12 protein-coding genes are annotated in these 15,947 nt (G+C 60.5%); 7 read left to right on the forward strand and 5 right to left on the reverse strand.

Annotated elements, in window-relative coordinates:
* Positions 1–53: 53 nt before the first annotated feature.
* Positions 54–308, reverse strand: a complete 255-nt coding sequence (locus tag QEN71_RS38215) for a hypothetical protein (RefSeq protein WP_201649808.1) — start codon at positions 306–308, stop codon at positions 54–56.
* Between the two features lie 701 nt (positions 309–1,009).
* Between QEN71_RS38215 and QEN71_RS38220 the strand changes: the two genes are divergently transcribed.
* The 5 genes from QEN71_RS38220 to QEN71_RS38240 all read left to right on the forward strand — a co-directional run bounded on the left by QEN71_RS38220 (position 1,010) and on the right by QEN71_RS38240 (position 7,710).
* Positions 1,010–1,867 (forward strand): CPBP family intramembrane glutamic endopeptidase, encoded by an 858-nt coding sequence (locus tag QEN71_RS38220; protein WP_201649807.1) that lies wholly within the window; start codon positions 1,010–1,012, stop codon positions 1,865–1,867.
* 171 nt (positions 1,868–2,038) lie between these two features.
* On the forward strand, positions 2,039–3,703 hold the full coding sequence (locus QEN71_RS38225) for a hypothetical protein (protein ID WP_201649806.1): 1,665 nt from the start codon (positions 2,039–2,041) through the stop codon (positions 3,701–3,703).
* Between the two features lie 191 nt (positions 3,704–3,894).
* A complete protein-coding gene (locus QEN71_RS38230; protein WP_201649805.1) occupies positions 3,895–4,845 on the forward strand; it encodes a chemotaxis protein in 951 nt (316 codons plus the stop codon).
* Between the two features lie 282 nt (positions 4,846–5,127).
* A complete protein-coding gene (locus QEN71_RS38235; RefSeq protein ID WP_201649804.1) occupies positions 5,128–6,783 on the forward strand; it encodes an alkaline phosphatase family protein in 1,656 nt (551 codons plus the stop codon).
* Between the two features lie 234 nt (positions 6,784–7,017).
* A complete protein-coding gene (locus QEN71_RS38240; protein ID WP_201650001.1) occupies positions 7,018–7,710 on the forward strand; it encodes a phosphatase PAP2 family protein in 693 nt (230 codons plus the stop codon).
* A 52-nt stretch (positions 7,711–7,762) separates the two neighbouring features.
* On the opposite strand, the gene QEN71_RS38245 is transcribed toward QEN71_RS38240, so the two are convergent.
* From QEN71_RS38245 to ilvB, 3 genes are all read right to left on the reverse strand, one after another.
* A complete protein-coding gene (locus QEN71_RS38245; protein WP_201649803.1) occupies positions 7,763–10,588 on the reverse strand; it encodes a 2-oxoglutarate dehydrogenase E1 component in 2,826 nt (941 codons plus the stop codon).
* Positions 10,589–10,931: 343 nt separating this feature from the next.
* On the reverse strand, positions 10,932–11,252 hold the full coding sequence (locus tag QEN71_RS38250) for an ArsR/SmtB family transcription factor (RefSeq protein WP_201649802.1): 321 nt from the start codon (positions 11,250–11,252) through the stop codon (positions 10,932–10,934).
* A 16-nt stretch (positions 11,253–11,268) separates the two neighbouring features.
* Entirely contained in the window at positions 11,269–13,134 is a 1,866-nt protein-coding gene (gene ilvB / locus QEN71_RS38255; RefSeq protein ID WP_201649801.1) for a biosynthetic-type acetolactate synthase large subunit, read from the reverse strand.
* 301 nt (positions 13,135–13,435) lie between these two features.
* On the opposite strand from ilvB, the gene QEN71_RS38260 reads away from it, so the two are divergent.
* Both QEN71_RS38260 and mug read left to right on the forward strand, forming a co-directional pair.
* Positions 13,436–14,434, forward strand: a complete 999-nt coding sequence (locus QEN71_RS38260; RefSeq protein ID WP_201649800.1) for a GlxA family transcriptional regulator — start codon at positions 13,436–13,438, stop codon at positions 14,432–14,434.
* 14 nt (positions 14,435–14,448) lie between these two features.
* A complete protein-coding gene (gene mug / locus QEN71_RS38265; protein WP_201649799.1) occupies positions 14,449–15,003 on the forward strand; it encodes a G/U mismatch-specific DNA glycosylase in 555 nt (184 codons plus the stop codon).
* Positions 15,004–15,007: 4 nt separating this feature from the next.
* Here mug and QEN71_RS38270 read toward each other — a convergent pair whose 3' ends face one another.
* Positions 15,008–15,946: a LysR family transcriptional regulator gene (locus QEN71_RS38270; RefSeq protein WP_201649798.1), complete on the reverse strand. Its 939-nt coding sequence runs from the start codon at positions 15,944–15,946 to the stop codon at positions 15,008–15,010.
* Position 15,947: the final 1 nt, after the last annotated feature.

Genomic DNA, 15,947 nt, shown 5'->3' on the forward strand with positions numbered 1-15,947 from the left:
TTGGGGTGGAGTAGAGAGAACATTGCTGCGTCAAGACTTCATGCTGTTCACCGTCAAGACTGACCGGCAACTTCAATAAAGACGCTGCTAACGAAAGGAGGATGAGGAACAGTCGGCGCACCGCCGCCGCCAAGCTGAAAGCGCACCTGGATCGACGTCGACATGGGGAGCCCGAGTTCTTCGACTTCGAAATCCATTGCTTTGGGCATGCGCTCGCTGAAGTACCTGAAATCGACCATGCCGATGAAGCTCATTTGCGAGTCGAAGAGATATCCCGTTGCCTGAATCGGTCTTCTCGCCTTGTCCATGCACGTGACGCCTACCGTTATTCGTTTGATGCGGCTTGCGCTATCCGCCGACACGGACCGGAATGTCGGCCCCGGATAATCGTGATTCCAGTCGCGGATGCTCACGCCGCAAGTGGCAAACGATTTCCATCCGTGCTCGAAAGCGTGCGTTTCAACCAGTGCTTCAGGTGACGGTAGCGCGTCACGGCGACCTTGCCGCGATGGATGAATGCAATCCCAGTAAATCGACGCGGGAAAGAATGGCGGCTTATAGCTCGGTCTCGCGTTTTCCATGTAACTCTCTCGTTGAACTCGCTTGTGCTTTCGGTGATTGCATTATTGTTCTGTGAGCACACCGCACATTCGATCGAGTTCCAAGAGGTTTTGCCTCCACTTCCCGTTTTGTGTTTTTTAGGGAATATGGCCAATTTCAACTTGAGAATTTGTTTAACGGTTAGTCGTATATCGAATAACGTTGCTTCTTTATTTTTAAACGGTGAGATCTTTTTTAGAAGCGCTGTGACCGAAAGATCGCTATATATCGGTCGCCTGAAGGTTCTCTGGATGTTATGTGCGTCAGGCGTGACATTCAGCTAACGGTTAGCGCGTAGTCTTCGTGTTCGTCACACCCACGTCGCCTCGTCGCTGATCCGTTCGCACGCGTCGTGTATCGTAGCCACCCACGCTCCTTTGCAAGACCCAAAGAACACATCGGACGACACGTGACTTTCTCCATCACCTGGATTGCGCTATTCATTGCCGCGCCCACCGCCTTGATCGCCAGAATCCGCTGGCCCGGCACCGCACTGCTGATCCTCGCGTGCTGTGCCGCGCTGGCGCTCGGACAGCTTGCCCCTGTGTCGCTCGTTGCGCTCGCGCTTCTCGTCGTCGCGGCCTATGCGGTCTCGCCCGACCGCGCGCGAACCGTCCGCTATGCCGGACATGTTCTATTCATCGCGCTGGCCGTCGCGCTCAGCATGCATTGGTTGCCGGGCTTTCATAATCAGCGCGTGATCGGACCCGAGCGCATCACGCCCGATGCCGTGCCGTTCACGATGTACCTCAACCTGGACAAGCCGCTGATCGGCTTCTGGCTGCTGCTCGCCGTGCCCTGGCTGCACACCCGGCACGATTGGCGTACGAGCTTGAAAGTAAGCCTGCTTTCCATGCTCGCCACCACGGCTGCGTGCCTCGCGGTCGCGCCACTGCTCGGTGTGGTCGGCTGGGCGCCGAAGCGTCCTGACGGCAGTGGCCTGTGGTTGCTCAACAACCTGTTCCTCGTCTCGATCACCGAAGAAGCGCTGTTCCGCGGCTATCTGCAAGGCGGACTCACGCGTCTGCTGGCGCGCTGGCGGCACGCGAACCTGATCGCGCTGTGCGTGAGCGCAATGGTGTTTGGTCTCGCACATGCGCCGGGCGGCTGGCAATGGATCGTGCTCGCGAGCATCGCCGGCATCGGCTATGGAATCGCCTGGCGCTATGGCGGATTGCGGGCATCCGTCCTCGCGCACTTCGGCCTCAATGCCGCGCACTTCTTTCTGTTCACATATCCGATGCTGCAATCGGCCGTTCATCGATGAAGCCGGGTTGACGGCGCCACCCGTCCTCCCCTAGCATTCCGTCAGCGGTGCAGGCCGCTTCCGGGTCCGCGGAAAGGGTTGAACCCGCCTGTGATTGACGACGCAGTACCTCACCATCCTTTGTGCAGGCGGTGTTGCGGACCGACAGCCTCAAATGCACGAGGATCCGGAATGAAGACTCTTCCTCCCAAGGTCAATCTCGACCATCTGAAGAAGCAGGCGAAAGAACTCCTGCGCCTGTATCGCCACGGCGACGCGACGGCCATTGCGCGCTTCATCGAATTTCTTCCCGCTGCCGCTAATCGTTCGCCCGATGCCGTCATCGCCCTCGGGCTGCGCCTGCACGACGCCCAGTCCTGCATCGCGCGCGAATATGGATTCGCGTCGTGGGCGGACCTGCGCCTGTATGCGGAAACGCATGCGCTGCAAGGCGATCAGGCGGCGTTGATCCGCCGCTGGCTCGGCCTGGCGTACAGCGGCGACGTCGTGGGTACGTTCGACGCAGGAAGGCCGCGCGTCGCCGCGCAATTGCTGCACGACCACCCCGGCTTGCCGACGGCCGACGTGTGGGTCGCGTGCGCTGCGGGCCATGTCGACGTGATCGCCCGCGCAGTTGCCGCAGACTCCGGCTGGATAGACCGGCCAGGCGGGCCGTTGAATCTTCCGCCGCTGGTTGCCGTGACGCACTCGTACCTCGGAAAGCTACCCGAGTTCGCCGAGCGGCTGCGCGAATGCGCGCGCTTTCTGCTCGACGCGGGCGCAAATCCCAATGATCGGATCGGCAATCGATATCCGCCCGCGTCGCTGGCCTCGCCCGACGAGTCGGCCGCCTTGTCCGCGCTGTATGGCGCGGCGGGCGTCAACCGCGATCCCGTTCTGACGGAGATGCTGCTGACGGCGGGCGCCGATCCCAACGACGGCGAATCGCTCTATCACTCGCTGGAGGAGCCCGCTTGCACGCGGTTGCTGCTGAAGCATGGCGCTCGCGTCGGCGGGACGAATGCGCTGTACCGGGCGCTCGACATGCCCGACCCGGCCGCGCTCGAACTGCTGCTGGCTCACGGCGGCGATCCCAACGAGCCGATCGCAGCCGGTCCGGTTACCGCGTGGGGAACGCCGCTGCTGCGCGCGATCGCCGTGCGGCGCTCGCCTCGGCACATCGCCGCACTGCTCGCGGCCGGCGCGGACGCGCACGCCAGGACGCCCGCGGGCATCAGCGCCTACGGCCTCGCGATGCAAACCGGCCTGCAGGAAGTCGCCGACCTGCTGCGTGCGGCGGGTGCCGACGACGCGCTCAGCATCGAGGATGCGTTCGTAGCGGCCTGTGCGCACGGCGATCTCGCCGAAGCGCAGCGCATCCAGGCGCGGCATCCGGCGCTTCCCGGCTCGCTGCCCGCAGACCGGCTGCGCCTGCTGCCCGATACGGCCGCGTGGGGTTCCGCCGATGCCGTCAAGGTCATGGTCAAACTCGGCTGGCCCATCGCCGCGCGCGGCGGAGACTGGGACGCGACCGCGCTCAATCACGCGGTGTTTCGTGGCGACGCGGAGCTGACCACATTCCTGCTTGCGCACGGCGCGAGCTGGCGCGAGACGCACGGTTTCGGCGCAGACGTGCTGGGGACGCTCTCCTGGGCGTCATTCAACGAGCCCACCGGGAACGGCGTCGGCGACTGGATCGGCTGCGCGCGTGCGCTCGTCGCGCATGGGTTGCCCGCCATCCAGCGCGATCCGGCGGATCCGGAGCGATTGCTGATCGATGGCCGGCGTATGCAGTTTTCGGAAGCCGTCGCGCAAGCCTTGCTTCCTGCAGACCTCACCGCGCCGGACCGGGACTGACCGCCTGCATAAAGGGCGATCGCAACAGGGTCGCCCGATTCGAACGACCGTTCATCGTCGCCGGCGCAATAGGGGCTCGATATGAGGTGAATATGGGGTTTCCACCGGCGTTCATGTTTTCCGCGCCCAGGCCGATATACGGGTATGCAATGCGCAAGCGCCGCTGCGCCCGTCACTTTCAGAGCCACAAGATGGACCAACAATCAACCGATGCACGCACGACCCTGACGAGTTCAAATCAGTTCGAACTGCTCCTATTCAGGCTTGGCAGCGTGCCGGGCGACACCGCGCACGAACTGTACGGCATCAACGTGTTCAAGGTTCGCGAAATCCTGACGATGCCGACCATCACGCCGATCGTCGGCGCGTCCCCTTGCGTGATGGGCGCCGTCAACATTCGCGGACAGGTCATTCCTGTCGTCGATCTGCCGAGGCTGATGGGCTGCGAGCCCACGCGCGGCCTGAACATCCTGCTGGTGACCGAATTTGCCCGTACCACCCAGGGCTTCGCCGTGCAGGAAGTGGACGACATCGTGCGTCTGGACTGGAATCAGGTGCTTCCCGCGGATGCTGCGGCGGGCTCGGGACTCGTCACGAGCATCGCGCGGATCGACGGCAATACGGGCGATTCGCGGCTCGCACAGGTCGTCGACGTCGAACAGGTGCTGCGCGACGTGCTTCCGACTCACCAGGTACCGGCCAACTCCGAGAAAGCGTCCGATCTCCTGCAACTGCCGCCCGGCACCCGCATTCTCGCCGCCGACGATTCCGGCTTCGCGCGCACGCTGATCCAGCAGGCGCTCGGCGAAATCGGCGCCGAATCGATCATGGCCAAGACGGGCGAAGAAGCGTGGCAGATTCTCGTGAAGCTGGCCGACGAAGCGCAGCGAAACAAGACCCGCCTGCGCGATGCCGTCACGATGGTGCTCACCGATCTGGAAATGCCCGAGGTGGACGGCTTCACGCTGACACGCCGGATTCGTGCCGATAACCGGATGCGCGATATGCCCGTCGTGATTCACTCGTCGCTCACGGGCTCCGCGAACGAAGCGCACGTGCGCAATGCAGGCGCAAATGGTTTCGTCGCGAAGTTTCAGGCGGCCGAACTCGCTGACGCGATCCGCCGCGCGATTGCGGCTTGAGTCGGTTGTAGTTGCTCGCGAAATTTCATTCGTACGCTGGCTCGCTTCGGAGTCGGTAGAGAAACGCGCCATCAATCAGTTCGCACATCGTTATCGACGATGCTGCTTATCAGGCGAAGTACTGGAGAGCGTATTGCGCATTCTCCAGAACTTCGCCTGATTTTCATTCTCATATCTTGAGCTAAACGAAAGCCCCGCTTCATCGTGAGGTCGCATTGAACGCGCACATTACCGCTGCCGTAACAATTCGTAATCGGTATGCGACAACACGTGAGGTGAACAATGAGTCGACTGATCAGATGGGTTGGGGCCGGTGCATTGGCAGGTTCGATGATCGTGCCGCTGGCGGCCGCACATGCAGATGAAGGACAAGGACGAGGTCACGACAAGGACAAGGCGATCAGCCACGTATTGCTGATCAGTGTCGATGGCCTGCATGAACAGGACGTGGCGCGCTGCATCGGCGCGAATACCTGCCCGAATATCGCGCTACTGGCGAAGTCCGGCGTGACTTATACGAATGCCTACACACCGGGCTTATCGGATTCGTTCCCCGGTCTCGCTGCGCTGGTCACGGGCGGATCGCCGAAGTCCGCAGGGCTCTTCTATGACGTCTCCTACGACCGCACGCTATACGCGCCGTCCGATACCGGTTGCACAGGCACGCAAGGCTGGAACGTCGTGTTCGATGAAACGACAGGCATCGATGCACAGGGCGGCGGTGCGCTGACTCATCTCGACGGCGGCGGCAATTTCAACCCCGACGCCATTCCGCGTGCAAAGCGCGATGGCAAGTGCGTGCCCGTCTATCCGCATAACTACATCAAGACGAATACGGTATTCGAAGTCGTGAAGGAACATATTCACGATTCGCGCACTGCATGGGCCGACAAGCACGCATGGGGTTACGACTGGCTGAACGGACCTTCGGGCCGCGGCGTCGACGACCTGTCCCGCACGGAAATCAATTCGATCAATCCGGCGACGGGCAACGACTATACGGATCTCTATACGAATACCGAGATCTTCGACAACCTGCACGTCGCGTCGATCATCAACGAGATCGATGGAAAAGATTCGACGGGCACGCGTAATGAACCTGTGCCCACGCTCTTCGGCACGAACTTCCAGACGCTGAGCGTTGCGCAAAAGGCGCCTGTCGCAAAGGATGGCGGCTACGTCGATACGAGCTTTACGCCGGGCAAACAGGTCGCGGCAGCGATCGGATACGTAGACGATTCGATCGGCAAGATGGTCGCGGAATTGAAGACGCGCAATCTCGCCAGTTCGACGATGGTCATCGTCACGGCAAAGCATGGGCAGTCGCCGACGGATCATTCGAAGCTCGTCAAGAACGGCGATACGCTCACGGCTCTGCTCGAATCGAAGAACTATCTCGATCCGAACGGCAACTTCGGTCAGAACGGCAATGCAAAAGCACTGAACGACGGCACCGGACGTGTCGGCACGGGCCTCGTGCAAACAGACGATGTCGGCCTGATCTGGTTGCGTGATCAATCGCAGCTTTCGCAAGTCGTGACGACACTGAAGGCGAACCTGAGCTGCACGCCGCCCGGCATCTGCGCGGACGGTCCGCAAGCGTACATCCTCTCGGGCGCACGGCTCGCAGCGCAATTCGGCGATCCGGCGAACGGCCGCACGCCGGACATCATCGTGCAGCCGAATCCCGGCGTGATCTATACGTCGAGCACGAAGAAGGACGAAGAGCATGGCGGCAATGCACCCGACGACAGCCACCTCGGTCTGGTCGTGTCGTTTCCGGATGGCCGCTATCACGGCAAGACCGTCGAACGTCGCGTGACGACGACTCAGGTCGCACCGACCATTCTGCGCACACTGGGCGTCGATCCTGACGAACTGCATTCCGTGAAGGCAGAAGGAACGCGCGCACTACCCGGACTTCATACCGACGATTGAGCCTTTTCGCGGCTCGAATCCAGTCGACGCGCGGCACTTCGGTGCCGCGCGTCTTTTTGTTTTTGCAGAACGCAAGTGCGTGTCACACCCGATAGACGCCCGCTACAAAAAAGAGAATAAAGCTATGAGGCGCAATACAAACCTTCTCATCACCATTCCCGACCCGCCGTTCGGGAACAGAAATCGCTACTACGCGGAACGTCATTGCTTTTGAATACGGTGGTACTGAAATACATGCCTAACTTCGATACAACAATAGAAACATATCTAACGCATCTGCATCTCGGCCCCTTGCCGAACCTCATCATGAGAGCCCTCACGGACATGTACACGTTCCGTGGACTCGTGCTTATCCCTGTCTTATGGTGGATCTGGTTTCAACCCGGCGAACGTCGGGACTGGCAGCGCGAAATGGTGATTGCAACCGTCGTAAGCGGTCTGTTGGCGCTTATCGTCGGGCGATTGCTAGCAGACTTTCTGCCGTTCAGGATGCGACCTATCTACGATCCCAACTTGCATTTGCACTTCGCCAACAGTTCTTTGAACGATGCGAGGCTGTCCAACTGGAGTTCATTCCCGAGCGATCACGCGATGTTATGGATGGCCGTCGCAACAGGCATATTCATCGTGTGGAGGGTGGCAGGCATCGTACTCATTGCCTATACGGCGCTATTCATCTGCTTTCCACGAGCTTACCTCGGCTTTCATCATCCCACTGATCTGCTGGCGGGCGCGGCAATCGGTATTGCTATTACGTTTCTGATGACGCGCACGCCAATCCGAACGCGTTATGCTGCGGCGTCGTTGCAATGGATGGAGCGGTATCCCGGGCCTGCTTCCGTATTCGCGTTTCTTCTATGCTTCGAACTTGTCACGCAGTTCGATGAACTCCGCAGACTCGCAAGCGCTGCTTCGAAAGCGCTCTGATGTGCGCAATGGCGAATCGAAGAGATCGTCTCCGACTCGCCATTGCTACGCGTCACGCGTCGATTGCCGCGTGCAGGAACTTCTCCTGACGCGCAACGTGCATCGACTTGTAGCCTGGTGCAGTCGACGCCGCCGCCTCAGGTCCGACATAGCTTAGCGTTGCAGGCGCTTTCACGATGTCGAGCAGCGACTCCATGACGAAATGCCATGCGCCCTGATTCTTCGACTCTTCCTGACACCACACGACACGCTTCAGGTTCGGATAACGCTCGAGCTGCGCACTAATCTGCTTCGCGGGGAACGGATACAACTGCTCGACGCGAATCAACGCGATGTTGTCCTTGCCGGCCTTGCGTCGGCGTTCGAGCAATTCGTAGTAGACCTTTCCCGAACACAGAATGACCTTGTCGATCTTCTCCGCCGCTTCCTTTGTCGTCGATTCGAAGAGTATTTCGTTGAATCGGCCCGTTGCGAGATCTTCGAGACTGTTGACGGCTTCCGGGTGCCGCAGCAGCGACTTCGGCGTCATCACGACGAGCGGTACGCGATCGCGCAACACGGCCTGCATCCGCAGCAGATGGAACATTTGCGCGGGTGTGGTCGGCTGACAGACGCGCATATTGTCCTCAGCACATAGTTGCAGATAGCGCTCGAGACGCGCCGACGCATGCTCCGGTCCCTCGCCTTCCTGACCGTGCGGCAGCAGCATCGTCACGCCGCTGCGTTGCCCCCACTTTGCGGCACCCGCAGAAAGAAAGTTGTCGATGATGACCTGCGCCCCATTCGCGAAGTCGCCGAACTGCGCTTCCCACAGCACGAGTGAATTCTGTCGAACGACCGAGTATCCGTACTCGAAGCCCAGCACGGCGGCCTCCGACAACACCGAATTGGTGACCGAAAATCTGCCCTGTTCGTCCGATACATGATGCAGCGGCACATACGTGCCCTCTGCGCGATTCGATCGCTTCTGATCGTGAAGTACCGCGTGGCGATGGCTGAAGGTGCCGCGCTCGCTATCCTGCCCGCTCAGGCGCACGTCGATGCCCGCCGACAGCAGCGACGCAAACGCCATATGTTCCGCCATGCCCCAATCCAGCGGACGTTTTCCTTCGGCCATTTCGCGGCGTGCAGACATCACTTTCGCGACGAGCGGATGCAGCGAGTACTGTTCAGGAACGCGCGTAATCGTAAGTGCGAGCTGTTGCACGTGATCCAGCAGCGGCGGTGCGTAATAGATGCGGCTGGCGTTTCCATCGAGCAGTTGCGGCCAGTTCGCGTCTTCATTCTTCTGATCGTCGGACTTCTTCGCTTCGACGGACTGCGCGGCGTCGAGACGTTCGCGATAGTCGTGCACGTACTTGTCGACGTCCTCCGATGTGAGAACCTGCTCGTCCACCAGCTTCTTCGCGTACAGCGTGCGCACGCCGGGATGGGCCGCAATCGAGCGATACATCAGCGGTTGCGTGATGGTCGGCGTGTCCTGTTCCTGGTGACCATGTCGGCGGAAGCAAACCAGATCGAGCACGACGCTCTTACCGAACGTCGCGCGAAAATCGATTGCGAGACGCGTTGCTGCAACGACGGCTTCAGGGTGGTCGCCGTTCACGTGAAGGACGGGTGCCTCGATCATCTTCGCGATGTCGGTGCAATAGAACGACGAGCGCACGTCTCTCGGATCGGAAGTCGTGAAGCCAACCTGATTGTTCACGACCACATGTATCGTGCCACCCGTTCCGTAGCCTTTCGTGCTGGACAGGTTCATCGTTTCCATCACGATGCCCTGCCCTGAAATCGCGGCGTCGCCGTGAATTTCCACCGGCAGCACGGCGCCCGCGCCCAGCCCGAGCACTTCGGCTCGTGCGCGAGCGATGCCCTGAACGACGGGATTGACGACTTCGAGATGCGACGGATTGAACGCGAGCGTGACTTCGGCGGGCCCGGTCGCTGTCGGTAGCAAGCCCGTAAAGCCCTTGTGATACTTCACGTCGCCCGCCGGCAGCAGATTCGCGGTCTTCCCTTCGAACTCGTCGAACAACGCGGCGGGCGGCTTACCGACGATGTTCACGAGCACGTTCAAACGGCCGCGGTGCGCCATGCCGAGAATCGAACTCTTGACGCCCTGCGTCGCGCCATATGCGACCAGTTCGTCCAGCAGCACGATCAGCGACTCGCCGCCTTCGAGCGAAAAGCGCTTCTGTCCGACATAACGCGCATGCAGATACTTTTCGAGCCCTTCGGCCGCCGTCAGCCGTTCGAGGATGTGCAGCCTGTCGCCTTTATCGAGCGTCGCCCTGGCACGTGACGACTCGATACGCATCGACCACCAGTTGCGCTGCTCGGGATCGGCCAGATGCATGAACTCCGCGCCGAGCGTCCCGCAATAGGTCTCTTTCAGCGCCTTTAGCAGATCGCCGAGCGTTTCATCCTGCTCCGAGAAGTAGGCGCCCGACATGCTGAACTTCGTGTTCATGTCCGACGCGGACAGGTCATGGTATGCCGGGTTCAGTTCGGCCACCGGCAAGGGTGCTGTCCAGCGCAGCGGATCGAGACGGGCGTTGCGCGTACCGACCATCCGGTACGCCGAAATCAGCGCCTGCACCGCGACCTGCTTGCGAGCAAAACTCAACACGTCGTTTTCGTCGTGCCCTCCCGTTCGCGGCTGCTTCGCCAACGCGACAAAACGCGATACAACGGGCGCGTGCGGGACGTCGCCTGTCTCGGACCCATCCACCGCCGGCGTGCCCTGTAACGCGTCAAAATAGCCGCGCCAGTCGTCCGACACAGTCGCGGGATCCGCAAGATAGGTTTCGTATTGCTCCTCGACATAAGGAGCGTTGCCTCCAAACAGGAAGGAGGTTTTCCGGTTACGCATCATCATGATGATTCTGTCCTCAGCCGGGCTCGCGCCCGATAACTGCCACACACACCACCAGGGCAGCACCTGTGGCTGCCTTGGCGAGGCCAACGCTTTCACAGGTACACGAAGACAAAATCCGAGCGCGAATAGGGGCGACATGCTACGTCGCCCTGTCCACGTCAATTTGTGCAATACCGCGCGGCTCCTGCCACCCGGTTCCTGTGCCTGCAGGATCAGCGATCTCCTGACCGCTGATGAATACAGTCTAGGTTTTGTGGTGTGTTATCGCCGCTCAAACTGCGACGGTCCGGGGACAATCGACGCTGGTTTTGGGCCATCGGAAGATGCGGTCTGAAGGAAAAATCTAGGGATGCCTGTCGAGTCTTGCGACGTCGACATAACAACGGTCGGCAAATTCGCGGAGTGCGCTTTCGTTGCGCGAAAAGAATGTCCACTGGCCGACCTTTCGCGCGTGAATGAGGCCGGCCTTTTCAAGCTGCGCGAGATGACACGACACTGTGGATTGCGACAGTCCGCTTCGCGTGTGCAGCATGCCCGCGGAGACGGATCGAAGCGCCGCATATTCAGGCCCGCTAAAGTACTGCTCGGGATCGGCCAGCCATTCCAGTACATTTCTCCGGAACGGATGGGCCAATGCCTTGATGGTTGCATCGAAGTCGATCATCTCACTGCTCACACTGCTAGAACATATCCGCAGCCGGCAGACGTTTGACGTCGTTGCCATTCGCCTGCTGACCGGTTCGCGACGGGATAAACGGTCCGGTGATCATCGTCGCGTAGCTTTGTCCGGGGCCGACCATCGGATACACGTCGGCATTCTGATCGATCATCACTTCGAGAAACGCCGGTCCGTCGAAATCGATAAAGGCCCGGAGTGCATCATCGAGTTCCCCGACGGCCTCGACACGACGCGCGAAACCAAATCCATCCGCCTGTGCCGCCATCACGAAGTCCTTGCGATGAAGCGTCTTGTCGCTGACGAACAACCGCCCTTCGTAATAGAGGTGTTGCCACTGCCGGATCATTCCATCGCCGAGATTGTTGAGCAGCAGCACTTTCACCGGAACGCCGTAAGTGCTGGCCGTTTCGAGTTCGCCGGCATTCATGCGGATGCTGCCGTCACCGTCGATATCGATCACGAGTGCATCCGGCCGCGCAAATTGAGCGCCAATCGCGGCGGGCAAACCGAAGCCCATCGTTCCCATGCTGCCCGACGTCAGAAAGCTGCGCGGTTCGACAAAGTCGAAGAACTGCGCGGCCCACATCTGATGCTGACCCACACCTGTGCTGATGATGGCTCGCCCGCCCGTCATATCGCTAAGCCGTTCGATGACGAGTTGCGGCTGGATGGCGGGACTGTTCCTGTCGTAATTCATGCCGTAGGTTCGCTTGAGTTCGCGCACCTCGTCGAGCCAATCAGAAGGCGCTCGCACACTCGAACCGGACTCCATCAACGAGCGCAGCGCGTCGCCCGCATCGCCTACGTGCGTCCAGTGAGCCCGTTTGACCTTGTTGATCTCCGCTTCGTCGATGTCGATGTGCGCAACGTGACGCGCGTTCGGCGCAAACGCGTCCGGCTTCCCGCCCGCGACCCGATCGTCGAATCGGGCACCCACTGCGATCAGGAAATCGCAATCTACGACGGCATAATTCGCGCATGCGCTGCCGTGCATCCCCAGCATGCCGAGCGACAGTTCGTGTTTGACGGGTATGGCGCCGAGTCCCATCAGCGTGGTCACAACGGGAATACGGTAGCGCTCCGCAAAACGATGCAGTTCTGCCGTCGCGCCGGACGTGATCACGCCACCGCCAACGTATAACAGCGGACGCGTGCTCTGCGCGAGCAGTTCGAAGAACGCGGCGCGCTTGTCGTCGCCAAGTCGAGCGCCCTTCGCCACCATGCGCAGTCGATCCGAGTAGCCTCGAAACTGCAATGTTCCGTGGCCCTCGTAGGTTCCCGTCCAGTTCTGGATGTCCTTGGGCACATCGACGACGACGGGCCCCGGGCGACCCGTACGCGCCACTTCGAATGCGGTACGCAACGTCTGCTCGAGCTTTGCCGGATCGGTCACGAGGAAGACCTGCTTCGCGCACGACGACATGATGTTGAACACAGGCGCTTCCTGAAACGCATCGCTGCCGATGGCGGCGCGCGGCACCTGTCCGCAGATCAGCACGACGGGAATCGAGTCGCCGTTGCAATCGGCAATCGGCGTCACGGCATTCGTCGCGCCGGGACCGGACGTCACCATGAACACGCCGACCTTGCCGCTCGCACGCGCATAACCGGCCGCCATGAAGCCCGCGGCCTGTTCGTTCGCGGGCACGACGAATTTGATCTGACGCTCGGGGTTCGTCTTGTGCAATTCGTTGAAGCGAAAGACGGCGTCGTACGTCGGCAGGATCGCGCCGCCGCTGTAGCCGAACAGCGTATCGACGCCCTGCTCGCTGAGAACGCGCAGAATGATGTCTGCGCCCGACATCGATTCGCCGGCATGCTCGCGCTGCGCGAGGACTTGTGAAGCAACGTTTGGGTTTCGGGTCATGGCTGGAACATTTGCGAAGGCTGCAACATCATTCTGACGGCCATCGCGCCTGAGCGTATGTTTAAAAAGCTGGTTAACAGGCCAAACTGACGCAATTCCCGGCCAACCGCCGCGAGATATCTGACTATGCAGCTTCTGATAGTGGTTGATTCTCCACACAAGCCTGGCATTCCGGAAAAAATGCGCGCGATATTTGCCGGCCGCGATACATTTTCCGTTCGTTCTTGCGATAAGCTGAACGGCTGCGCGTCGCCGGGTCGTGTGCCCGGCTGTCGTGCTTACAGTCACCGAAGGTCACGAAATGAAAGTCGCCGTTGTCATATTCGATGGTGTGCAGGCCCTGGATGTCGCAGGCCCTCTGGACGTGTTCGCCGAAGCCAACGCGCTTCTTCCGGAGCATCAGCGCTATCAGGTCTCTTTCGTCGGCTACAAGGCCGGCGTCGTGACCGCGTCCAACGGAATGCAGCTGACCGTACCCTACGGTTTTGCCGATTACGACGGCCAATGTGACCTGCTGCTGATCGCGGGCGGACCGCGGCTGCCCGACTTCCATCCTCCCGCCGACTTTCTCGACTGGCTGCGGCGTCAGGCAAACGGCGCGACCCGCTATGGCTCCGTATGCAACGGCGCGTTCGTGCTCGCCCGGGCGGGACTGCTCGATAGCCGGCAAGTGACGACGCACTGGGCCGAAGCAGGACGTCTCGCGGACGAGTTTCCGCAGGCACGCGTCCAGCCCGACCGGATCTTCATTCGTGACGGGCGCCTCTTCACTTCAGCGGGCGTCACGGCGGGCATCGACCTGTGTCTGTCGCTGGTGGCCGAAGACTGGGGACACGAACTGGCCGTGCGCGTCGCGAAACGGCTGGTGGTGTATATCCAGCGCGAAGGCGGGCAATCGCAATACAGCCCTTACGTCGGCCTTCGCAAGGGAGAGGACCCCATCATCGGCAAGGTGCATCGTTACGTGATGGATCACATCACGGACGTGCTCTCCATCGAGCAACTCGCAAGCGCGGTATCCGTCAGCCGACGCACGTTCTCGCGCATGTTCGCCAAGTATGCAAAAGTGACGCCGTCGGCGTTCGTCGAACAGGTTCGTGTCGATACTGCGAGAAAGCTGCTCGAAGAAACCGATGCGCCGCTCAAGACGGTCGCGTTTAAATGCGGCTTCCATAGCGCGACGCATATGAGAACGACCTTCGCCAGAAGGCTCAACGTCACGCCGAAACAGTATCGCGATCGCTTTCGCGGCGTCGTCAACGAACCATCGCCGCTTGCGCTCGACACCGTTAGCGAATGAGTCGCACGAATCGAATGAACCCGATCTCCATCACGTACGCCGACTCGCTTCAAGCGCTGCCGGATATTCTCGAACCGCGTTTATCGGTGATCTTTTGCGGAATCAATCCGGGACTGCGCGCCGCATCCACAGGCCACCATTTTGCGGGACGCGGTAATCGCTTCTGGCGAACGCTTCATCTGGCTGGCTTCACTCCCGAAGAGTTACGCCCCGAGGACGGACGCACTCTGCTGAACTACGAATACGGACTGACGACAGCCGTTGCTCGCCCGACGGCGCGCGCAGACCAGCTATCAAGAGCGGAAATCAAGGCCGCCGCCGCTGAGTTCGAGTTGAAGATCGCACGCTATGCGCCACGCTATATCGCCTTCCTCGGCAAGATGGCGATTGCCGAACTCACCGGCAAGCGTGAAATCGAATGGGGACTGCAAGCGCTCACCTTCAGCGGCGCGAGCACCTGGGTGCTGCCGAATCCCAGCGGTCTCAACCGTGCATTCAGTCTCGACGCATTGGTTTCCGCCTATCGCGAACTGCGTCTCGCGGTCGGTTCAGCACATGTAGAACCTTGAGCCGCTAATCGTCTTCAGCGGGCAGATTCTTCGGCGCATCGACGAACTGAAGATGAACGTTTCTGCGTAGTGTTTCAGTGACGAATTCGACGAAGGATCGGACCTTGATGCTCGTGCCCTTTCGCTCGACATGCAGCAAGTTCACTGGAATCGAGTCCGGCTCGAATGCAGTCAGAATCCGTTGCAGAGTCCCGCTGAGTACTTCAGGCGCAGCCTGATAAGAGAGCAGTTGCGTGATGCCCACGCGGTCCACAGCCGCCATCACGGCAGCAGGCGCGAGATCGACGATCATGCGCGGCCGCACGCGCACGGGCAGTCGCAGACCGTTCTCGTAGAACACCCACTCGAGCGGATGCGTGACCCCTGTATAAGAGACGCAATGGTGCGCGCTCACGTCTTTGGGATGAAGAGGTTCTCCGTGCGCTTCGAGGTACGCCGGCGCCGCGTAAGTTCGACGCCGCACCGCGCCGAGCGGCACCGCGAATACGGAAGAGTCGCCGAGATGACCGATACGTATCGCTATGTCGACGCCTTCCTCCATCAGCCGCGTCGTGCGATCGACATAGACGACATTCACATTCACGTCGGGATAGCTATTGGCGTACGCATTCACGAGTGGCGCGATAAACCGTTGGCCGAACAATACGGGAGCGGAGATCGTCAGTGTGCCTGCGGGGCGGATCTGCTCGGCGGCGATACTGGCCTCGGCGTCCGCGATGGTATCCAGCACCTTGCGGCTCGCATCGAGGAAAGCCATGCCCGCGTCCGTGGGACGAATCGAGCGCGTGGTCCGCGCAATCAACTGTACGCCCACGCGCGTTTCCAGCGAATGCAGTGCCCTTGAAACCGTAGGCGCCGACATGCCGAGCTTGTCGGCCGCACCTGTGAAACTGCCTTGATCGACGATGGCAACGAATACTTCCATCTCCCGAAACTTGTCCATC

It is taken from the genome of Paraburkholderia sabiae (assembly GCF_030412785.1).
Lineage (GTDB): Bacteria > Pseudomonadota > Gammaproteobacteria > Burkholderiales > Burkholderiaceae > Paraburkholderia > Paraburkholderia sabiae.